Genomic DNA, 23,354 nt, shown 5'->3' on the forward strand with positions numbered 1-23,354 from the left:
TGGATGGGGTGCTGCCGACAGTCCCAGATGAAACAGGAAGTTTTTGTTAATGAATGTTAGCAAAAATCGAACGGCTTGATGCAGTATCGTAAAGCCTGATATAGCTAGGGACTAGGGGCTAGGGGCTAGGATTTCAGCAATTAAGAACGTCCTAACTGCCTTGCGCTTAGCTATAGCATCAGTCCGGCAAGGATGTGGTTGGCATACCGCTTCTTCTAAACCGATCCATCCCAGTTCTCAGCCTAACGGCTATGGGGTGGGCGGAGGGAAAAGCGGAAAAAACTGTAAAACACATTTGACAAGTTTAATGCCACAATATCGCTAAACTAAACCCAGTCCTAAATGGTCGGTGCCGATCGCTGAGTTTTTAATTCTTTTGAGGAGGTCTCATCTGTGATCAAAACAATTCTGGTGGCCCTTGATGCTTCAGAGCTATCGGAGCAGGTGATTCAGACCCTATATGACATCCAACTGCAACCAGCAACGAAAATCATCCTTTCTCACGTTATGCCCCCACCAGAAGCTGACGTGGAATGGGCAGCCGACCGGCCTCACAGTAATTCGGAGGAACTGCCTTACAGATATATTGAAAAGCAGTTGCAATCTTACCAGGCCAACTTGCCCTGCCAAAGTGAACTAGAAATTGTCACAGGCGACCCAGCCGAAGAAATTATCCGCCTTGCTAATATCTATCAAGCCGACCTGATTGTGATTGGGAGCCGTGGTTTAACTGGTTTGAAGCGGATTTTGCAGGGGTCTGTCAGCAGTCAAGTAGTTGCGGATGCCCCTTGTTCGGTGCTAGTAGTGAAGCCGAGATAGCAACAGAACTTATCGGCTCTTCCGCATTTACTATGATATTTAAGTTGAATGAAGTGGTAGCAAAACAGCGGCAAAATTCACAAAGGTAATAATCTTTGGCTCGTAAAATCTTGCATAAGAAGTTTTGCGGTCTGACGTTAAAACAAGAAAGTTATGATTATTTCGCGCAAACAGACGACTGTAGTAACTGGTGCAGTATCAATCCTTTTGATACAACTGATTGGTTGGAGCAACACCCCTGGGAATCAAAGATTGAAGGGACTATCAATTGATTTAGATTTCAACTCAAAAGCCTTAGCAAATCCTCCTACAGCTAGGAAAAGTATTGAGTATAAGCCGCCCAACCGAGGGGCTCCAGCAGGTACTATAGCGGGGGGAGCGCGTCTTGTCGATCCTCCCGATACTTTCAGAGGCGTGACTCCCTCCTGCGACAAGTCGCTACTTGTACCTTTGGTTCCTGAAAATCACGCAGGACAAACGATATCCCGGCATCCCACGTTTTTCTGGTATTTGTCAGACAAGGGATTTTCAGATGAAGCGCCCAAAATGGTGTTTGCGTTAAAGCAAGTGGGGAAGGATGAAGTAGTCTTTACGGAGCAGTTCTCGATCGCAAAAGCTGGCATAATTCAGATGGAATTGCCTCCCGAAAAGCCGGAATTGATCGCAGAAAAAGACTACATCTGGTCAGTATCTGTCCTCTGCAATGAGAATGGAAAGCTTAAAAACATGGTAGTCGAGGCCCTGATTAGGCGTGTCACTCCTACGCCAGCGCTGACTAGACGGCTTTCATCTGCTACTTCGGAGAACGATCGGGCCATAACCTATGCTCAAGAGGGTTTCTGGTATAATGCCCTACAAGCGCTCTCAAAAGCTTCTGAGGCCAAACCTGACGATCGCTCTATTGGTGAAAATTTTTACTCGCTTCTAGAACAGGTCGGGCTAGATGGAGTAGTAGCACAAGTACGGAAACAATCGCAGAGGTGATATTTGTTCGGGGAAGGGATAAATTTCCGATTTTAGATTTCAAATTTCAGATTTCAAATAAAAAAAGAAATCTAAAATTTGAAATCTAAAATTTTGGCTGCGTTATTAGTTGTTAGCTAGCTGCTTGATTTTGCTTTCAAAAATTGCTTTAGCTGAAGCAAACTGACAGTTTGACCCAAATTTAAGGGCAGCAAAGACACCCCTTCCAGGCGAGACTGAACCCAACCTTCTCCCCAATACCATTCGTGAAAACCATCAATTCCCTGACTCAATAACAAACGCAGGCAGTTAGGTTCTGCCACGTCAACTTGGTGTTGAATTTCCACCGGGCCAATCCAACTGGTGAAAGTCAGCTCGCTGTGGAGCTGTTCCGGTAGCCCAGAGTCAAAGGTTTGAGGCCACAGCCATTGTTGCAGCTGGCTCGGTAGCAGCAGGCTGTCCCGAATGGTTGTTTCTTTAGCCTCAACCTCTATTCGCAGATTGCTTTTTTGAAAAGTACCCAGCATCTGAATTGCCAGTCACATATTTTGATTTGTGTAGGGGCGCTCGTTGTGAGTGCCCGCCTCTTTTAGTATGCCAAAGCCTTACCGTTTTAAACGAGATGCGACACGATCGCCAACTGCTCGATGCCAACTTAAAATAGAAGATGTTAAGAAATATAAGGATTTTTTATGGCCGATCAGTTAATTCGGGCCACGGCAGCCGATGGCGGAATTCGTGCGGTTGGTGCGATCGCAACACGCCTCACAGAAGAAGCCAGACGACGGCACAAGCTCTCTTATGTAGCAACGGCGGCTTTGGGCCGCACAATGTCAGCAGGGCTCTTGCTAGTCTCCAACATGAAGCGAGCCGAATCAAGAGTGAATATTCGAGTCAAGGGTAATGGCCCTTTGGGTGGTATTCTTGTCGATGCCGGTTTAGATGGAACGGTACGGGGCTATGTGGGAAACCCCTCGATCGAATTGCCACCTAATGCCAAAGGCAAACTCGATGTAGGTGGAGCGGTGGGTCAGTCAGGCTACCTCTACGTTGTGCGAGATGTTGGATACGGCTATCCCTACTCAAGTACCGTGGAGCTAGTTTCGGGAGAAATTGGCGATGACATAGCTAATTACCTGGTAAATTCAGAACAGACCCCCTCAGCTCTAGTTGTAGGTGTATTTCTCGAAGCTGGCCAAGTTAAGGCAGCTGGGGGTATTCTACTGCAAGTCCTCCCCAAAGCAGCAAGAGACGAAGCGCTGGTGGAAACTTTGGAGTCTAGAGTCGCTGCTCTATCGGGATTTACGCCATTGTTGCAGGCAGGCAAGACATTGCCGGATATTTTTCAGCAGCTGCTGGGTGACATGGGACCGGTGCTATTACCAGAGACACAATTGCTACGCTTCCATTGTGGCTGCTCTAGAAGTCGCCTGATGGGGGCTTTAAAGATGCTGGGGGAAGCTGAAATCCAAGACATGATTGAAAAAGATAATGGTGCTGAGGCAACCTGTCACTTCTGTGGGGAAGTCTACAAAGCTAGCCGCGACGAACTGGTTGAGCTGATTGGGGAACTTTACGGGGCTCAATCCTGAACCAAAGATTTTTTATTGGTATTCGATCGGACCGGGGTTTTACTTGGATATAATCCACAAGATCTAGCTTTTTTGGAATTCCAGGGGTAAAATCGCTAGAACTGCGTGTTCGAGCCGAACCAGTCAGGCCCAATACACGATTATTTTGGTGTGAGCTATGAGAGAACGGGGAAGTTCAGACCGAAGGTCTGCTGCTAGAGCTTCAGAGCAGGGGAATCAAAACCGATTTCCCATTCCACCACTGATTCCAGGAGCATCTGTAGCACCGCCGACAGGTGCTGCTTCAGTTTCGGAAGATACTGCTGGGGTAAACAAAGTGGAATCAACCCAACCTGCTGATGGGGAGCAGTTAGAAAATGTGGAGCCAAGAAAATCAGCGCCAATCAGCAACTTCTATCAACCTGTTTCGCAAAAGCTAGGACGCTGGTTTAGCTATTGGCAATTTTGGGCAACTTTAGCAACGGTGACCGCAGGTGGAGTGGGGTTCACGGCAGTGGCTTTATTGTTTAAGTTGCCAACACTGCCGAACTGTCCTTCTATGTACTGGCCGACGGCTTCGGCATCGATGCGGCTGTACTGCGCTCAGCTGGCGGCAAAGAAGCAGACGGTGAAAGATTTGTTAGAAGCGATCGCGCTTGTCCAAAGTCTGCCACCAGATCACCCGTTGCGTGAGGAAGTAAACTACGAAATCAAAGAGTGGTCGCAAAATATCTTGGATCTGGCTGAAGCATCGTTTGATGCTGGCAAGCTGGATGAGGCGATCGCTATGGCTAAAAAAATTCCGGCTGATGTTCCTGCATACTCGCAGGTGAAAACCAGGATTCAGACTTGGAAGTCGCTCTGGTCTAAGGCAGAAGGCATTTATCGCGATGGGGAAGCCGAACTTCGTAAGCAAAACTGGTCTCAAGCTTTTCGGGAAGCTGTCCGCTTGTTATATGTCGGCAATACTTATTGGCAAACTACTAAGTATGAGGAACTTAACCAGCTGATTGTGTCGGCGCGTGACGATGGAGATACCCTGACTAAGGCCCAAAATTTGGTAAGGCGCAGCGGAGTTAAGAATCTGCTGGAGGCTGTGAAGTTGGCAGAGTCAATTAACCCCAAGAGTTACATTTATAAGGATGCTCAAGCGGTTATCGTTGACATTGGGCGCAAAATGATGGATATGGCAGAGGCTCAGCTGGAGGCTCGGAATATAGATGAGGCGATCGATATCGTCCGCCAGATTCCAGGTAGTGCCAATTTGCAGGCCCAGGCGCAAGATTTTATTAATTTAGCTCAGGCTCAGGCTGTGGCGCAGCAAGGAACGGCTTCCAGTCTGCAAGAGGCTCTAGTACTTGTCCAAAAGCTCACTCCTGACCGACCCCTTTATATTAAGGGACAGGATCTGATTATCCGTTGGCAGCGAGAACTCGAAGATATCGCCCACCTGGAAAAAGCACGCCAATTGGCTCAGTTGGGAACTGCTAGCGATTTAAAGTCGGCCATTAAAGAGGCGCAACTTATACCGGGAAGTCATCCTCGCGCTGAAGAAGCAAAAACGGAAATTTCTCGCTGGACACAACGAATCCAGACGATGGAAGACCGTCCTTATTTGAATCGAGCCGAACAAATTGCGAGTTTGGGTGATGAAACTTCTCTGCAAGCGGCAATTGATGAGGCGAATCAGATTCCAGCCGGTCGCGCTCTTTATCAAGAAGCTCAGGATAAAGTTCGTCAGTGGACTGCCCAGATTCAGGAAATTCAAGACCAACCTTATCTGGAGCGAGCAAGACAATTAGCGGGTGCGGGCAATCTTGTGGATGCTATTGCCACGGCTGGTCAGATTAGGCCAGGAAGGGCTTTATCTGCGGAGGCGCAAGCTGCGATGGTGGATTGGCAAGCACAAATTCAGGCTCAGCAAAATTTGCAGGAGGCACGTCGATTAGGGAGTCAAAGAACGCCAGATACTTTGGCGATGGCGATTCGATTGGCAAAGCAAGTACCTAACTCTAGTCCGTTTCGAGGAGAAGCTGAGGATGCTATTAATCAATGGAGCTATCAAATGCTCAGTCTAGCGCAAGACCGGGCCAGTTATGACTTGGCGGGTGCGATCGCCATTGCTAAAATAATTCCCGATCGTACTAGCGCATTTGCAGAAGCAAAAGCGCAGATTGATGTCTGGCAAAATATCTTGAATCCTCCAGCACCACCACCAGAACCTGTTGCACCACCACCAGAGCAAACTAGCCCACCCCCAAACTTCGTTCCCTCGGATGAGTCAAGTACTCCACCAGCCACAATTCCCTAAGAAATTTCAAATTTAAGATTTCAGATTACAAATTTAAAAATCCAAATTTCAATCTCAAATCTCAAATCTCAAATTTGAAATTCTCAACAGCACGTTGATAAAATTCCTCCAGCCCTGCTACACTTTTTACCTCCTAAACAACACCAACAAAAGTTGACAATTAGGATTAACTTCTGTAAATTCGGCTGCTTTTTATTAACTAAAGTATCGAGAAAAGTCAGCCTCAAGTTGTCGGACGACAGTTAAAGCTGAGTAAGAGACGCCAGCAGTACCTTCACCGGGATGAGTCGAGTCGCCTACTAAGCACAGATGTTTGATGGGAGTGCGATTGGCAAAGCCAAACGGGCCAAAAGTGGATACTCTTTGACCGATGCCGCCCACAATACCGCGATCGCGTGCTGTAAAATGAGCAAAAGTCCGAGGTGTAGCAGCTTCTACGTGGAGAATGGTTTCTGGGGTAAGGTGGAAATATTGAGAGAGACGAGCGATCGCTTCCTCAGTATATTTATCCTTCAAATCATCATAATTGGCACAATTCCACCACTGCCTAACATCCGTAAAAGAAGAAGCTGTAATAGTTGCTTTACCATCTGGGGCGCGACCATCGCCAGGATGACTTACCGAGACAAACAAGGAATTGTTTTCCCCGATCGGCCCTTCGCGATCATACAAAAATTGTAGGTGAGGTGGGCATCCCGGCGGAATCGCACTTTCGTCTACTCCCAAATAAACAACAAAAGCACCCGACGCGGGCGGTAATTTATCTACCCGACGACGATAACCCTGGGGAATATTTCTACTCCTCTGCGGTTCGTTTATTTCCCCTGACAACAGATGCACCAGATTTTGCGCGGTAACATTTGCCACAACAGTGTCAGCCGATTCAGTCCAGATATCACCAGTTTTCCGATCGCGGATGCGGACGCCAGTAGCTTTTCCGTTTTCCACACAAATACGATCGACACTGTGACGCAATAACAGCTTACCGCCATCTCGCTCTAGGGCTTCCACGAGGCGATCGCTCAACACCTGCATACTACCCACAAGATGATACAATCCTTGAGGTTCTTGAGAAACACCCAAAGCAGTAGCAGCATATAGCAAAGCAGTTTCTTCAGCATCTACCTGAGAGTAGAGCTTTAGTTGTAAATCCAGAAACGTTCTCAAGCGCCGATCGTCACCCAGCCCATATATCCGCAAAGCATCGCCAACCGTCAGAAAAGTGTAAGGCAGGGTTAATATTGTATCAGGACGAACTGCTTTTGTCAACTGCCACAAATCCCACAAGTTACGAGGTGGCAACACCGGGTCGCGAGATTGAAAGGCCCAACTGTAGCGGAACAGATTTGTCAACAGCTGCCAAAAGCGATCGCTACCGGGAAACTGTCGCTGCCGTTCCGCCTGCCATTGCTCTTGGTCGCGCCAGACATTAATTGGCTCCGTTTCACCCGGCAGAAATACAGCACAAGCTGGATCGCAAGGTGTCGCCGCTGGTATCTCAATCTCTAATTCCGAGAAGATGCGGTGATGAATACCGCCCGGTTCCAGTCCAGCAACCTGAGTAGCACCGACATCGAAGGTAAATCCTTGACGTTTAAAAGTAGAAGCGCATCCTCCGGGTACTAAGGCTTGTTCGAGAACCAGCACTTGGTAACCGCGATGAGCGAGTAGCGCTGCTGCTGTGAGACCGCCAATTCCAGCACCGATGACGACTATGCGTGGGGATTTTAGGCCGGACATGAAGCAATAATTATTGTAAAGGATTATTAAAATAATAATATTTATGTAACCATTTATCAAGCTTGCGTGGTATTATCAATAAATTGAAACCTAAAATATTAACTAGAGATGTCAGAATTTATTTTGGTAATTGGCAACAAAAACTATTCTTCTTGGTCGCTGCGTCCTTGGTTAGTTCTCAAACAATTAGGGATTGACTTTGACGAAGTAAGTATTCCTCTTTATACGACTACATCTAAACAGGAAATTTTGCGTTATTCTCCCAATGGGAAAGTCCCAATATTAATACACAATAATTTTACGATTTGGGAATCCTTATCAATTCATGAGTACTTAGCAGAATGTTTTCCAGAAGCAAAACTATGGCCCCAGGACAGACAAGCAAGAGCGATCGCTCGTTCCATTAGTAGCGAAATGCACGCGGGTTTTGTCAATCTGCGCCAAAATATGTCGATGAACATTCGCGCTAGTTTACCTGGAAAAGGCAGAGAACCAGGAGTAACAGAGGATATTCAACGCATCGCTAACATTTGGCAAGATTGTCGGCAAAAGTTTGGTAAGTCAGGAGACTTTCTCTTGGGTGATTTCAGTATTGCTGATGCTATGTTTGCTCCCGTTGTTTCCCGTTTTATTACTTATGGTGTAGAATTAGATCCAATTTGCCAAGCTTACATAAAAACTATTTGGTCTTTACCAGCGATGCAAGAATGGGTAAGTGCTGCTCAAGCTGAAACAGAACGAATTGAAAAGTTTGAGCTTTAACTATTTCTGGTTCTTTTTGACTGCGATCGATCTTTGATCTGTTAGGGCCCCTAATCCCTGGCGCTTCGCATGGGGCACAAGTGACGAAATCTGCATAGCATCAATGCTTTCCGTATATCTACTAGCTCATATTAAGAACAGTAACGATTAATATAGGAGAAGTAACAGCGACTAAAACTGTAACAAAACATGACATCAACCCTGCTCAAATCTCCACCGCTAAACGCCCCCACACTCTGCCGACTACCTAACGGTCTGACAATTGTGGCCGAACAGATGCCTGTGGAAGCCGTGAACCTGAGTCTCTGGGTCAACGTTGGCTCAGCTGTTGAATCGGATGAGATCAACGGCATGGCTCATTTTTTGGAACACATGGTTTTTAAGGGAACCAACAGACTGGCAAGTGGTGAGTTTGAACGATATGTTGAAGAGCGAGGCGCTGTCACCAATGCCGCCACCAGTCAGGATTACACTCATTTTTACATCACATCGGCTCCCAAAGATTTTGCCGCTTTGGCACCATTGCAGATAGATGTAGTACTTAACCCCAATATTCCAGACGAGGCGTTTGAACGGGAGAGATCGGTAGTTTTAGAAGAAATTCGTCGCGCAGAAGATAATCCCCGCCGCCGCACTTACCAGCGATCGATCGAAACCGCCTTTGACCAACTGCCCTACCGTCGCCCAGTCTTAGGCCCTGCATCGGTAATTGAAGGGCTTACCCCTCAGCAGATGCGAGATTTCCATGCCGGTTGGTATCAACCTCAGTCGATCACAGCCGTAGTAGTAGGTAATCTCCCAGTTAAAGAATTAATTGATATTGTCACAGACGGATTTATGCAGGGTCGGGGCAAGTCATACCTGGCCCTTCAATCTGGGGCAGTCGATCGCCCTACTTTCCAGCCAGAACAACCTTTTAAAGAAATTGTTCGCCGCGAGTATATTGATGAAAGCTTACAGCAAGCAAGGCTGATAATGGTTTGGCGAGTACCCGGTTTGACTCAGTTAAATCAAACTTATGCGCTGGATGTGATAGCGGCAATTTTAGGTCAAGGGCGGACATCTAGGTTGGTGCGGGATTTGCGGGAGGATCGGCGGTTAGTTACCAATATTTCTGCCAGCAATATGACTTATCAGTTTCAGGGTACGTTTCAGATTTCAGCTCACTTGCCAGTAGAAAATATAGAGGAAGTAGAAGCTGCGATCGCGCAACACATCCGCACCCTCCAAACAGAACCCGTTACCGAAGCGGAGATTGCCCGCGTCCGCACACAAGTGGGAAATCGGTTTGTTTTTGCTAACGAAACGCCAAGCGATCGGGCCGGAATGTACGGCTATTATCAATCCCTGGTGGGAGATTTAGCGCCATCGCTGAATTATCCAGCTCGCATTCAAGCCCTGGATGAGGTGGATCTTCAACTTGCGGCTGAGCGATATTTGTTTGATGATGCTTATGGTGTGGTAGTCCTTAAGCCACCCGCTGCTAAGTAGATTTTTTTTAACGCAAAGGAACGCAAAGGTTAACGCAAAGGAACGCAGAGGAGAGTCAGGGGTATAGCGGATAATTGAGAAAGTATATTATGATATGGCGATATTTTCTACTACTCTGCGTACCTTTGCTCTTACCTCTGCGTTCCTTTGCGTTAAAATTTCTCATCATGATATGGAAACAAATTGATGCTCGTATTACCCAGGTGACTGGCGAGAAATTTCACAGTCAGCAGAGGCGATCGGTGAGTGGCGGCTGTATCAATCAAGGCTACGCTATTAGCAACGGCTCTAGCACCTATTTTGCCAAACTCAACCAAGCGTCGCAAGTTGATATGTTTGAGGCAGAGTCGCTGGGACTCCAACAAATGTGGGAAAGGCAGACTATCCGCGTTCCCAAACCAATTTGCTGGGGAATTGCGGACGGGTCTGCCTACATAGTATTAGAATGGCTAGATTTAGGCGGTGGTAGTACGAGTGCTTGGTCAGAGATGGGGCGTCAGCTGGCGGCGATGCACAAAGCTTCCAGCAGTAAAGGTTTTGGTTGGAATCGTAACAATACGATCGGTTCAACGCCCCAGATTAATACTTGGGCATCTGATTGGGCAACGTTTTTTGCCGAACACAGGATTGGCTATCAACTAAAATTGGCGTCTCGACGGGGTGGTAGTTTTAGTCAGGGAGAGCGTTTACTCAATGCTATTCCAGAACTGCTGGCTCCTCATCAACCTCAACCATCTTTGGTACATGGCGATTTGTGGTCGGGTAATGCCTCGATTACAACGTCAGATGAGCCAGTGATTTTTGACCCTGCACTATATTATGGCGATCGCGAAGTGGATATCGCCATGACGGAATTGTTTGGCGGTTTCCCCGCAGCATTTTATCGCGGTTATAACGAAGCTTGGCTTCTAGATCCGGGCTACGATCGGCGCAAAACGCTCTACAACTTATACCACATTCTCAATCACTACAATTTGTTTGGCGGCGGTTACGAGTCGCAGGCAAACCAGATGATTAAGCAAATTTTAAAATAGATTCAGTAATGCCAGAAGCCGGGTTTCTAGATGTAGGGGCAATTCATGAATTGCCCCTACAACAGATTTTTGACTTTTGTGTAGCAGCTTAGCTACGCTACAAGCTTACCCTCACTCCCAACAGCTACGGAAAATGACTTTTTAGCTACAGTCTTGGGCTTCGGGGTTTCCGAGTTGCGAACCTTCCAGGCGATTTCTAACATATTCATCCACTGCTTTTGCACCTGTTTGGGCGTCACTTTGAGGGCTTTGGCAATTTCCTCGTCGAGTTTGTGGTTCTGTTTGAGATGCAGTAGCTGCTGTTGTTGGGGGGAAAGTCGATCGAAAAACGTTTCCCATTGCTGGGAAGACATTCCCAGTTTTTGGTCGATATCTGCCCCTAACCACTGATGCACCAGTTTCCAGTGGGAGACGCGAGCGAATTTTTCCACATGGTACTTAAAGCGCTGTTGCAGGTAATCGCGCTCGCGGGGCGTTATACCGAGAATAGCGTCAATATCTGGGGCTGCCAAGTCTTGGAGTTTTAAGACTAGATAATCCACACAGTCTGATTGATCTTGAGACTCTAGATATTCCAACAGTTCCGAGATGACGCGATCGCGCAACACCCCTTCCGATGGGTCAATTGTTTCAGCTACAATCTGCGATCGCAGCTGCTGCATCAGCGATGACTGCATACCCGTCTGATCTTGATCTCCCTTGGGCATTTCCACCGCCTGTTCGATATCCAGCGCAGTCTCAGCAGGTTGGCGTTTGACAAACGCTTGGGCTCGCAGCACGATTAGCTGCTGGGTATTACCCCCTGGCAAAGTAATCCGTCGCTTGGCATAATGCTCGATAAATGCCATATACTCAGCCAATTCCAACTGAGTGCGCGGCTTATAGTCTTGTGCAAGCTCATTTTCGCGCCGAAAAGCTTTAAAAGACTCTATGTTAAACTCTTGCAGAAAGTCTTCAATCAGGTTTGTGCGCCCTTGAAAGCCCAACTGAGATTGCGGTAGTGCTATGTATCGATAAACGATCGCGCTGAGGTTGCTATGCAGCTCAAGGCGACCCTGTTTAGGCCCTAAGCGGTAATAGGACAGACACTTTTCCAACCTATGACGCCCCAAGGTGAGGTGCCAGGTGCGGATTTCACCGGAACTTTGAATGCGGGAACTCTTACGACAAACCCGTTCTACTTCCAGGGCCATTCGGGAAGCCACCCCCTTAACTTGCAAGGATTGGGAGCCGATTGATGCCCACAGTTCCTCCAGCAACAGCTGGGTTAAAGTTTTAGAGTCGTAGTTTTTTGGCAAATGTTCCGGAGAGTTGAGGTCGATGATAGAAGTTGGATTGAAATCGTTGGCAGTTGTGAGGTTCATGGTATTGACCCTAAAAACTAATTTGACGAATTACAGAAACAGAAAATGAAAATTTTGTGGCTGCATCACCCGATTGTGTGATTTAGATGTCGATCGTGTGAATATTTGATAAAGTAAGTTTCAAGTCTTTTCCTTGTGGTAAGGTCAACTTTCTCAGCATGGATTCCATAAAGGCGAACCAAACTATCTTTGTCGTACTTCAGGAAGTCCCTTAGTGGAATCCGATTTTCAGACCGGATTTGCCGAGCGAATCGAGCGGGAATGTCTGAGTCGGGGTGTTAATAAAATGAAACTTTGGGTGAACGAACGAGCCAGCTAAGTTAATCACAACTTTATTCCCCATCGGTGAAACAATTTGTAACTGTCAGAGCCAATTATCCTGACATAGAGCCGATTACAGCGAATGCTTAACTTGACGAATGGCCGAAGAATCGGAAGTCTTTTGAGTAGTCATAGTCTTTATAAAAGAGGAAACGGTCTAGGCGCTCGGTAAAAATAACTATTAGTGTCTGTTAAAGTCATTGCCTTATCTCGATAACATCCCCATAACAACAGTTTCCTATGTCAGTCAAAAACTGTCGATAGGGATAATGTGTGCCAGTTAGTAAGGGTGAATATCGGGAAAAGTAAGGTGAGGAGGAAAAAAAGTTAGAAAAAATCTGGAAAAGTAAGGTTATACTGAAAGAGCAAGTTGTTACGACTATCTAGGCAGTAAAAGCTAATGGACTTTGAAGAAGCAATAAAAGTTCTAGACGCCACAGTCTTTGCCAAGAAAAAGCTCCACTTAAGAGATGTGGAATTGGTGATACTTCGGGGCACTTGGCAAGATAAGAGGTATCACGAGATTGCGAAAGCTTCAGGCTATACCGCTACCTACCTACAGCAAGACATCGGCCCGAAATTGTGGAACCTAATTTCCGAAGTATTAGGGGAAAAGGTCAGTAAAACAAATTTTCAAGCCCCACTGGAGAGGCTATGGCAAGCTTCGTTGAGAGCAGAGGCCCAAAAGCCAGCGAGTTCTGAGTCTTCCTCTGGCTTAGAAATAGAGCAAACAATAAATAATCAGAATGCCATTTTTATTGGACGAGAAAAAGCGATCGCAGATCTCAACACCATGCTCGACCAAAGAGCTAAAATTATACTGATTCTGGGTGAGGGCGGTATAGGCAAGACTCTGCTATGCTGGGAGTTCATCAACAGTGGCAGGTTCAACTTGATTTTGGATGTCTGGATGGGTAAAGAGACCGAAAACATCACCAGCGCCAAAAATGTAGTTGAGAAATGGCTAAGACAACACTTTAACGAGGAGCCGGGAGGAGATTTCGGCGTCACCCTAGAGCGCCTGAGACAAAAGTTGCGAGAGCAAACTAAAAAAGTTGGCGTGTTGATTGATAACCTGGAACCAGCATTGGATAAAGATGGCAAATTTATTGCCCCTCACCGCGACTACGTAGAATTATTAAGAGTATTGGCTGACCCCGGCATTAATTGCGTTACCCTGATTACGAGCCGCGAGCGACTGGGAGAAGCAGCGGTGATGTTTCAGCACTATCGCTTGGAAGCGTTGGAGCTATCTGCTTGGGAACAGTTTTTTAACAGCCGCAATATAAAAACCGATTCTCTTGCCTTGAGAGAAGTGTTGAGCGCGATCCACAAAGCCTATAAAGGCAATGCGAAAGCTATGCACATCATCAGCGGCGCAATCCAAACAGATTGGCAAGGTGATATAGAGTATTATTGGCAAATAATTAAAGAGGACTTGTTGATTGAAAACGACTTGAAAGATTTAGTTGTCAGTCAGTTCAACCGTTTGCAACAAATTGACCCGGAAGCTTATCAACTTCTCTGTCGTATGGGATGCTATCGCTATCAAGATGTGCGGTCGGTATTAGAAGATGGAGTTTTGCATTTGCTGTGGGATGTGCCAGAGGAAAGACGCAGACGGGTAGTTAAATCGTTGCGCGATCGCTCTTTATTAGATTTTTTAAAGGGAGAACACTGGCTGCATCCAGTAATTCTAACAGAAGCTAAAGCTCGGTTAAGAACAAGCGAAGACTGGCAGCCAGTAAACCGCAAAGCAGCAGAATTTTGGACACAGAGTGTGAAAACAGTTGAAACTGTAGAAGATGCACGGAAAGCTTTGGAAGCTTATTATCACTACAAAGATATAAATGAATTCGAGCTAGCTTGCGAAGTAATCTTAAAAGAGAGAGAAATTAACTCCCAAGACACGGGAGAAAAAGAGCCCCTCAGTCACTCATTTAATAGGCTAGGTTTAATAGAAAACATAATTTCTGTAGTCAAGTTCTTGATTAACAATATTTCTAATGAATACCATTTAACCGTACTTTGCGGTGACTTGGGTGGACATTATCATCGTTCAGGCGATCTGCACAACGCTCTTAAATTTTATTATAATTCGAGAGAAAAAGCGATTAAGTGTCAAGAATCGCTGCCTCAAACCGATAACTCCAAACAATTCAGGTTTGAACTTAAGAGACGTGAGGTAGGAGTTGTATTTGCCATAAGTGCTTGTAAAGTAGCACTGGGGGAAACTCAAGAAGCCATAAAATATTATCAAGAAACTGTAGAAAATACATTAGGTACTGTTTTTCATATATTTGCAGTATTGTCTTGGTTCGGCCTCGCAGTTTTGCACTCAGATAGAGAATCTGCGGAATACGACAAACCAAAAACATATGCTTTGCTAGAAAAGGCTGATAAAGCTTACAATGAACTTCCACCCAGCATGAAAACTACATGGTGGATATTTATATATAGCTCGTTGTGGTCTGGTTTAGTATTTAGAAATTTTGGAGAAAATGAAAAAGCTTTGGAAATGTTTGACAAAGTTATATCTTTTGTTGAATCAGGTAACGTTATCCAGAACAAAGGTCAAGTTCTAAATGGGTTAGCAGGTCTTTATCGAAATATAAATAATTTTGAAAAAGCTTTGGTAAATCATGAGGAAGCTATAAAAATTTTCGATAAAATAGGAGCAAAAGCTGAACTAGCTGATGCTTACTATCAGATGGGATTGACTTATCAAAAGATGGGAGAAGTTGAGAATAGTAAGAATAAATTTGCCGAAGCAATTCGCCTCTACGAGCGGATAGTAGCACCCAAGCAAATTGCGAAGATACAAAGGGCAAAGCTTAAGAATGACTATTAAAATTAGGAGTTCGCGTGCTAAATTGAAGTGAAATCAGCAACACCGATCGCACTCGCATTTACACCTACCAACACCGCCAAAAGTTCACCGCTACCAGGGATTTGGACGAAAGTATTATTCCCATTATCACCCGTTCCCTGAGTAAAACTCAGAGAATTTGGAGTCAAACCACCCTCTAGGCTTAACCGATCGCGATTATCAGTAAAATCCATAATAAGATCGGCTGCACCACCACCAGGAGTTAGCACAAAAGTATCCTCATCGCCCCCACCTACTAAAGTATCCGCACCAGCACCACCGACGAGAATATCGTAGCCAGCTTCACCCCTAATCAGATTATCGGCTTGGTTACCGATAATATAGTCATTGCCTTGGGAACCAATCAGGTTTTCGATGATAGTGCCATAAGCGATCGCAGTAGCGTAACGATCGGCCCTGTAAGTAGCGAAAGTGCGATCGCCTAGTGCCGAATATGACCCCGCATTTCTAGCATCCCCAGTCGTCAGATGGCCGCCCTCATTCATATCAAAATAGTAATAGCTTTCGTTGGGCAGCAGCCCAGCAAAATCTAGTACATCAATACCATTACTATCCCAAATTGCCTTCTTTTGATTTAGAAAATTGGTGCGATCGAATTTATAAACTGTATCAGTATTATTGAAACTATTAGCACCATAGAGATATTGTAAAGCGCGTATATCATAAGCCATCGGCGTACTTGGCGAAGAGTCAAACAAAGAATCGTTGTAGGTCATCACCGTATTCATGTTGTTATCTTCCCCATAAGGAAGAAATGGAGATCGCCCCTCACCGCTTTCGCCATTGTAATTACCGGGATGTTTCAAACCAAAAGCATGACCGATTTCGTGAATCAAAGTTGCGTATCCGTAACTCCCAGGGCTACCTGAAAAAGCATTAATCGATCCGCTTTCAAAATTGTGGCTTAAATGCACATCACCATCAAGATCGTCAAAACCAAGTTCATAAGTATAAGCATAAAAACCTGGCACACCGTCTCCATTAGAAAACATGAATCGGATCTGACCGTGACTGGCATCTGTATCTGGAACCTCAACCAAATTGAAGGGAAGAATTGGCGCGTACAAGTTGTACAAAATATCGCGGATATTATTCTTAATCGCCACACTCAATTCCCCAACACCCGTTTCTGGGCCTATGTACTCAGAAGCACTGGCACCAGTAACAAAACTGAATGTAAGCGTGCCACCTTCACTAACATTCCACCTAGCAGGAGAATACCCCACCAACGCTTCTATGCCATTGCGATCGAACAAAGGTGACGAACGACGTCCTTCAGCATAGCCATAGCTTTGGAAGTGTTCAAATGCTTTTTGATTATTATTAATACCTGCTGCAATCAACTGTCGATTTTGGGATAGATAATATCCCGCATCGAATAAAACCAGAACTGAAGCGTGGCGTCCCTCAGCTATGCCGGACTCTTGAAAATGCTCAAACGCCTGCTGATTGTTAAAATCGGCTGCAACTAAGTCTGGGTTGTTAGAAAGGTAAAAGTTGACATCGAAAAAAGGCGAAAATCGCCGTCCTTCGGCTAAACCATTTTTTGGCAGATGTTCAAATAGTAAGCTGTCGCCTTGCTCGCTTACCAGCGTCAAGTCAGGGTTATTATATCTATAGAACTCAATATCTACTAGCGGTGAAAATCTCCTTCCCTCGCTTATACCATAGTTTTGCAGGTGATCGAATAGTTGGCGGTTAGTAGTTAACCCCGCTCTTGCCAAGTCCAGGTTGTTTGAGCGATAAAAGTTAAGATTGACTAATGGTGAAAATTGGCGTCCTTCAGCTAAACCAAAGTTTTGGAAGTGCGATCGGGCCTGTGCCTCGTCGAAATTAGCTAAATCTGGATTAACCGATCGATAATAATTAGCATCAAATAATTCTACGGGCATAGGTTATTTCCTGTCGGTATTCACCCAATCCCACATATAACTGACCCGATCGCACCTATGCTCAGAGAACAGAGACACAGGCCAGAAAAATTAACAATTATTATTATGTAGGGTCGCTAATATCCACCCTACATTAAGGACTTACGCAAAAACCAAGGTTTTGCCCCCCCTTAGCCCCCCAAATCTGGGGGGAGAAGAGTCCTGTCCCCCCCAGATTTGGGGGGCTAAGGGGGGAGAAGAATCCTGTCCCCCCAGATTTGGGGGGCTAGGGGGGCCAAGCCGCACCCTTAAACCGAAACGAAATCGTCAAAATTAATCGCCCCCACCGGAACAGCAGTCAACACAGCCAAATATTCCCCACTACTAGCAATCCGCAGCAAAGTATCATTTGCATTCGCACCAGAACCCTGAATAATACTGAGAGCCCCAACCGGCAAATTAAGTGCTAGACCAATCCTATCGACACCATCCTGGAAATCAATAATAACGTCAGCGTCTTGCAGATTCGGACTCCCATCACCAGCCGCAAATACGAAAGTATCAGCTCCAGCACCACCAGTTAGTGTATCCCTAGCAACCGAACCCGTTATCCTATCATCGCCTCCATTGCCCATGATATTATTCAGCAAATTGTTGCCCAATATTTCATCATTACCCTCAGAACCCAGCAGATTTTCAATTTCCGATCCAAAAGCAATAATTGTGCCGTAGTCGTCAGTCCTCAATACAGTATCGGCGAGAGGCACTTCTGTAGTACTGTCAGGATTGGGAATAGAATAAGTCGCTCCATTCAGGGCTACCTGCGTCGTATTGTGACCGCCCTCATTCATATCAAAGTAATAGTCAAAATTGTTAATGCGATTCTGCAGACCCAACACTGGCAACCCCGCAAAGTCTAGCGTATCAACACCACCGCTGTCCCAAATAGTCCGCTTTTGGAGGATATTGCTGCCATCAAGTCTGTGAAAAGTATCAGTGTTGTTAACATAACTGCCCCCATAGAGGTACTGCAAAGCACGAATATCATAAGACATTGGCGTACTTGCAAATCTCCCATTGTATCTACCGGGAACAGTAGTCCTACTCATGATGGTGTTGGTATTGTTATCCTTGCCAAAGGGGACAATCGGCCCAAAAGGCGTATCACCGGTGACTAGACCGCCCTGCGGTACAGTCTTTCTTATGGTGTAATCATCCAAACCCAAAGCAGAACCAACGAAAAACAGCAAGCGTTGGTAGCCAAAACTGCCAGGGCCTGCCCCAAAATTTATTCCAGTCCCTAAATGTATGTCACCAGCAATACCGCTACCGGGAGAATCCGAAGGCTGGTACCCATAGCCATCTGTAGTGCGATTTGCTGGCCCATTGGAAAGCATGATCCGTATCCGACCAACATTGGGAGGTCTGTCTGGAACCTCAACTAAATTAATACCAATAACGTCATCATACTGCTTCATGATATTGCGAACATTGTTCTTAATACCATCGCTCACTTCCTGAATGCCAGTCTCCGTTCCCTCATACAAAAAAGCACTGGCAGTAGTGACAAAGCTATAAGTCAGCGTACCATTAGCAGGAATATCTCCCCATTTAGCTGCTTGTTCAAGCCAATCAGGAATTAAGATGGGATCGTCTAGTTCAGTTCCCAGCGGTGGCTGAAGCAAGGGAGCAATGTCATCTGGATTATACAAAATTGAGGCTGTCCGCCCTTCTCGGAAACCGTTGACTTGAAAATGCTCAAACGCTTCTGTGAAAGTGTATTGTTGTGCAAACAGGTCGGGGTTGTTAGCTAGGTAATAGACAGGATTGTATAGCAGCGATGGGCGGCGTCCCTCATTCACACCAAAGTTTTGAAAGTGATCGAAGGCTTGCCGAAAGTTCATCCCGGTTGCACGCAGGTCGTGGTTATTATCCAAGTAGTATTTGACATCAAAAAACTGCGAAAAAGGCCGTCCCTCGTTCACCCCCCGCTGTTGAAAATGCTCCAAAGCCTGGCTATATCCGTTAGTACCAAATCCCCCAATCAAATCTGGGTTATTTTCCAGATAGTAGCGCACATCAAAAAATGGCGAAAACCTCAGTCCTTGAGCCAAACCAGTAGTCTGGAAATGTTCTAATAATTGTGCATCAGTAACAATTCCGTCCTCTGCCAAAGTAGGGTTAGCACTTCGGTAAAATTCCACATCGAACAACTGAGGCAAGTTCCTGGATGGTACAACAGGGGTACCAGAAAGTTGGAATTGCTCGAACAGTTGTTGGTTGTCCAGTCCCGCAAAGTTGGGATTGCTAGCTCTGAAGGAATTCAAATCGAATGCCGGAGAGAAGCTACGCCCCTCAGCCAAACCAAAGTTTTTCAAATGCACAAATAATTGTGCGTTATCCAATTCCACCAAGTCTGGGTTATTAGCTTGATAAAAATCCAGATCGATGTATGCAGAAGATTTGCGCCTTTCTGCAACCCCAGTACCGAGAAAATGGTTTAATAATCCCGCATTGTCTAAGTTGCTCAATGAGGGATTGTTACTGCGATAATAACTAACATCAAAAAATGGCGAATATCTAAGTCCTTGCGGAATACCAGTGCTAAGTAAGTGCCGTTCTACTTCTCTGGTATTCAAATTAGCCAACTCTGGATAGTTAGCTCGATAAAAACTTTCGTCATATACTTCTTGTATAGTTAACGGCAACACAACAGGTGGAAACATAAATCTTTCCTCGCAGATACAAAAGTTGGCGTTGATTATTAGCTAGTTGTTAGTTGTTTGGGTCTTCCCTTGTCAAATATGCGGTCGTAGTAGGGGCACGGCATAATTAAGCTCTTGCTATGACCGACATATTGATGACGCCGTGCCCTACAAAATGTTTATTTTGAACAACATTAGCATAATAATTCCCAAAGAACCGTATTCTCAAACAGCAGTAAAGTCACTCACGGTAATGGTGGCAGATTGAACACCAGTCAACACCGCCAAATACTCCCCAGTACTAGCAAGCCGAACGAAAGTATCGTTCGGGTTAGTGCCTGGGACAATCCTGATTTCGGGAAATGTCAGACCAAGAGCTAAACCAATTCTATCCTGACCATCCGTGAAATCAGTAATAGTATCAATTATTTCTGGATTAAGACTGCCCTGGCCGCGAGCCACTACGAAAATATCGTTTCCAGGGCCACCATTTAATATATCTCTCCCAGAAGCACTGTTAATCCGGTCATCGCCTCCTCCACCTGCAATGTTATTGGACAAATTGTTACCCAATATTTCATCATTGCCCTGAGAACCTATCAGATTTTCCAAATCGAAGCCAAAAGCAAGCGTCGTGCCAAAGCTGTTAGTATTCAATACGAGATCCGGCAGTGGTTCCTGTTCGGTACTATCGGGATTGGGAATAGAATAGGTAGCTCCGTTAAGAGCAAGCTGAGTTGTATTTTGACCCCCTTCATTCATGTCAAAGTAATAACCAAATGAAATCGATGGGAGTGCGGAAAAGTCGAACGTATCAATTCCGCCGCTATCGAAGATTGTCTGCTTTACTCCATTTCTCCCGCCGATCTGATTGGGCCCAATAAAGTTGTTGAAGTCAAACCGATAAGTTGTATCCGTGTTGTTTAAATAACCAGCACCGTAGAGGTACTGCAAAGCACGGATATCATAGGACATCGGCGTACTTGCAAATGAGCCGTTGTATGTACTGGGAGAAATGTTCTGGGTCATCACGGTGTTTGTATCATTATCCTTGCCCAGAGCAAGAATTGGTTCAAAATCGGTGATTGTTAGTATCCTTTGTCTGTTGGGAAATTCCAAACCCAGCGCAGTACCGATGATGGAAAGCAAAGTTTCGTAGTTAAAACTGCCAGTACCCTGTGAGAAATCGACTCCGGCATTTAAATGCACGTCACCAGCGATACCCGAACCGGCAGCATCTGAAGGGGCGTAGCCATAGCCCGCTCTATTCAGACCGGCTGGCCCATCAGAAAGCATGATCCTGATGCGACCGACATTGGGAGGGTTGTCTGGAACCTCAATCACATTAATGCCCATCACTTCGTCATACTTTCGCAAAATATCGCGAACATTGTTTTTAACAGCGTCGGAAACTTCTCTAATCCCAGTCTCCCGCCCTTCGTACAAAAAGGCACTCGCAGTGCTAACAAAGCTATAGGTGAGCGTGCCATTAGCAGGGATATCGCCCCATTTGGCTGCATTTTGAAGCCATTGATCTACTGGCCCCTCCGAGTTTCGATTTGGTGGCGCAACCAAAGGAGCGATGTCATTAGGAGTAAACAAAACTGACGCCGGACGTGCCAGTTGGAAACCGCTGAGTTGAAAATCCTCAAACGCTTGTTTGAATGTGGTTCCTCTGGCAGCCAAATCGGGGTTATTGGCTAAGTAATAGACGGGATTAAATAGTATTGATGGGCGGCGTCCCTCATTCACACCAGAGTTTTGGAAATGAGCAAACGCTTGCTGAAAATTCATCCCCGTTCCACGCAGGTCGTGGTTGTTATCCAGATAGTATCTGACATCAAAAAATTGTGAAAATGGGCGTCCTTCGTTCAATCCATAACGTTGAAAATGCTCGTACAATTCCCGCCGCGTATCTACTCCCGCTGTCAGCAAGTCTGGGTTATTAGTTCCGTAGTATTCGAGATCGAGATATGGTGAAAATTTACGGTTTTCATTCAGTCCAAAATTCTGGAAGTGTTCCAACAATTGCGTATCGTCCAGACTCGCTAAGTCTGGGTTACTTCTTCGATAAAAATCCGGGTCAAAAAACTGCGTAACGGCAGTTCCCCCACCACCACCTATACCCGTAGTTACCAATATCTCAAATAAGTCTCTATTGCTCAGTCCAGTCAGGTCTGGGTTGCTATTTCGATAGACATTTAGATCGATTACTGATGAGAATGTTCGTCCTTCATTCAACCCAAAGTTTTGGAAGTGTTCAAACAATTGCTCGTTGTCCAACCTTGCCAGGTCTGGGTTGCTAGCTCGGTACAAATTTAGGTCGAAAAACGGCGATAAAGCCAACCCTTCAGGCACACCCACATTTTGCAGGTGTAACCACAATTCTCTATTTCCTAAATCCGCCAGTCCGTTACTGGATCGATAGTAATTGAGATCGAAGAAGGGTGAAAGGGGACGCCCCTCATCCAGACCAGCTGTTATCAATTGTTCTGCTAATTCTCTATTGTTCAGTTCGCCGAGGGCTGGGTTTCTGGAGCGATAAAATTCGAGATCGAAAAATGGTGAAAAAGGACGATTTTCTCTCAAACCAAAGCTTTGAAAGTGTTCCCACAATTGTCTATTATTTAGCGCCCCCAAGTCTCGGTTGCCGTCTTGATAGAAACTGAGATCGAAGTATAGTGAGAAAGGACGCCCTTGAGGTAATCCAGTGGTTTGGAAATGCTCGAATAATTCTCTGTTGTTCAGCCTGGATAACTCGGCGTTTTTATTTCTATACTCGCTGATATTAAAGAACAGTGAGGCGTCACGTCCCTGATCTATACCAGAAAGTAGAAAGTTTTCTAATAATTGTTGATTTGTTGTGACATTTACTGGCAAGTCAGCGTTTCGGGAGCGATATATATCGATATCGAAATAGGGAGAAAATTCACGTCCTTGAGCTAGTCCCGAAAGTTGAAATTGCTCAAACAATTGTCTGTAGTTCAGTCCTGCTAAATCTTGGTTATTGTTTCGATAAAAATTCAGATCCAAAACTGGTGAGAAGGAACGAAACCCTTCGGCTACACCAAAGTTTCTAAAATGTCGAAACAAATCAAAATTGTCTAAATTGGCTAAATCTGGGTTGCTAGCCCGATAAAAATCTAGATCGAAAAATTGTGAGAATTCCCGACCGCTAGCCAGACCTTGGTTGAGAAAGTTATCGAACAGTTGTCGTCTATTGGTTAAGTTGTTGGGTGGGTTGGTTAATTCTGGGTTTGCGGATAGGTAGAAGTTTACATCAAAAAAGGGAGAGAATTTGCGCCCTTGGTTGATGCCGAAATTCAGAAAATGTTGATATAAGTCTCGACTATTTAAACTGCCCAAATCTGGATTGTTGGCTCGATAAAAATTTTCGTCATATATTTCTTGTGTATTTAAGGGTACAGCAGCAGTTGTCGGCATAGTTTTTTCCTGGCAGATACAAACTGGTATCAAGTCGATTTAATCATTGTAATATTGGCTGCGGTTTT

At 45.4% G+C, this 23,354-nt stretch carries 14 protein-coding genes; 8 read left to right on the forward strand and 6 right to left on the reverse strand.

Annotation, left to right across the window (positions count from 1 at the left end):
• Window positions 1–393: 393 nt before the first annotated feature.
• Window positions 394–819, forward strand: a complete 426-nt coding sequence (locus LAY57_RS14710; RefSeq protein ID WP_249067529.1) for a universal stress protein — start codon at window positions 394–396, stop codon at window positions 817–819.
• Window positions 820–972: 153 nt separating this feature from the next.
• Window positions 973–1,803 carry a DUF928 domain-containing protein gene (locus LAY57_RS14715; RefSeq protein WP_249067530.1) on the forward strand — a complete coding sequence of 277 codons (831 nt, stop codon included), beginning with the start codon at window positions 973–975 and terminating at the stop codon, window positions 1,801–1,803.
• Between the two features lie 116 nt (window positions 1,804–1,919).
• Here the strand turns inward: LAY57_RS14715 and LAY57_RS14720 are convergent, their stop codons facing one another.
• Window positions 1,920–2,309, reverse strand: a complete 390-nt coding sequence (locus LAY57_RS14720) for a hypothetical protein (RefSeq protein ID WP_249067531.1) — start codon at window positions 2,307–2,309, stop codon at window positions 1,920–1,922.
• Between the two features lie 165 nt (window positions 2,310–2,474).
• Here LAY57_RS14720 and hslO point away from each other — a divergent pair, with 165 nt between their 5' ends.
• On the forward strand, window positions 2,475–3,374 hold the full coding sequence (gene hslO / locus LAY57_RS14725; RefSeq protein WP_249067532.1) for an Hsp33 family molecular chaperone HslO: 900 nt from the start codon (window positions 2,475–2,477) through the stop codon (window positions 3,372–3,374).
• Window positions 3,375–3,531: 157 nt separating this feature from the next.
• Window positions 3,532–5,664, forward strand: a complete 2,133-nt coding sequence (locus LAY57_RS14730; protein WP_249067533.1) for a chromosome segregation ATPase — start codon at window positions 3,532–3,534, stop codon at window positions 5,662–5,664.
• Between the two features lie 195 nt (window positions 5,665–5,859).
• Here LAY57_RS14730 and crtD read toward each other — a convergent pair whose 3' ends face one another.
• Window positions 5,860–7,404: a C-3',4' desaturase CrtD gene (gene crtD / locus LAY57_RS14735; RefSeq protein ID WP_249067534.1), complete on the reverse strand. Its 1,545-nt coding sequence runs from the start codon at window positions 7,402–7,404 to the stop codon at window positions 5,860–5,862.
• Between the two features lie 108 nt (window positions 7,405–7,512).
• Here crtD and LAY57_RS14740 point away from each other — a divergent pair, with 108 nt between their 5' ends.
• From LAY57_RS14740 to LAY57_RS14750, 3 genes are all read left to right on the forward strand, one after another.
• Window positions 7,513–8,166 (forward strand): glutathione S-transferase family protein, encoded by a 654-nt coding sequence (locus LAY57_RS14740; RefSeq protein WP_249067535.1) that lies wholly within the window; start codon window positions 7,513–7,515, stop codon window positions 8,164–8,166.
• A gap of 189 nt (window positions 8,167–8,355) precedes the next feature.
• Window positions 8,356–9,657 (forward strand): M16 family metallopeptidase, encoded by a 1,302-nt coding sequence (locus LAY57_RS14745; RefSeq protein ID WP_249067536.1) that lies wholly within the window; start codon window positions 8,356–8,358, stop codon window positions 9,655–9,657.
• A gap of 170 nt (window positions 9,658–9,827) precedes the next feature.
• On the forward strand, window positions 9,828–10,691 hold the full coding sequence (locus LAY57_RS14750) for a fructosamine kinase family protein (protein WP_249067580.1): 864 nt from the start codon (window positions 9,828–9,830) through the stop codon (window positions 10,689–10,691).
• A gap of 92 nt (window positions 10,692–10,783) precedes the next feature.
• Here the strand turns inward: LAY57_RS14750 and LAY57_RS14755 are convergent, their stop codons facing one another.
• A complete protein-coding gene (locus LAY57_RS14755) occupies window positions 10,784–12,055 on the reverse strand; it encodes a HetZ-related protein (RefSeq protein WP_249067537.1) in 1,272 nt (423 codons plus the stop codon).
• 721 nt (window positions 12,056–12,776) lie between these two features.
• On the opposite strand from LAY57_RS14755, the gene LAY57_RS14760 reads away from it, so the two are divergent.
• Window positions 12,777–15,227 (forward strand): tetratricopeptide repeat protein, encoded by a 2,451-nt coding sequence (locus LAY57_RS14760; RefSeq protein ID WP_249067538.1) that lies wholly within the window; start codon window positions 12,777–12,779, stop codon window positions 15,225–15,227.
• A gap of 17 nt (window positions 15,228–15,244) precedes the next feature.
• On the opposite strand, the gene LAY57_RS14765 is transcribed toward LAY57_RS14760, so the two are convergent.
• From LAY57_RS14765 to LAY57_RS14775, 3 genes are all read right to left on the reverse strand, one after another.
• Window positions 15,245–17,158, reverse strand: coding sequence for a M10 family metallopeptidase C-terminal domain-containing protein (locus LAY57_RS14765; RefSeq protein ID WP_249067539.1), 1,914 nt, complete (start codon window positions 17,156–17,158; stop codon window positions 15,245–15,247).
• Window positions 17,159–17,445: 287 nt separating this feature from the next.
• Window positions 17,446–19,863 carry a M10 family metallopeptidase gene (locus LAY57_RS14770; protein WP_249067540.1) on the reverse strand — a complete coding sequence of 806 codons (2,418 nt, stop codon included), beginning with the start codon at window positions 19,861–19,863 and terminating at the stop codon, window positions 17,446–17,448.
• Between the two features lie 204 nt (window positions 19,864–20,067).
• A complete protein-coding gene (locus tag LAY57_RS14775; RefSeq protein ID WP_249067541.1) occupies window positions 20,068–23,286 on the reverse strand; it encodes a M10 family metallopeptidase in 3,219 nt (1,072 codons plus the stop codon).
• Window positions 23,287–23,354 lie beyond the last annotated feature (68 nt).

This window comes from Argonema antarcticum A004/B2, from assembly GCF_023333585.1.
Classification (GTDB): Bacteria; Cyanobacteriota; Cyanobacteriia; order Cyanobacteriales; family Aerosakkonemataceae; genus Argonema; species Argonema antarcticum.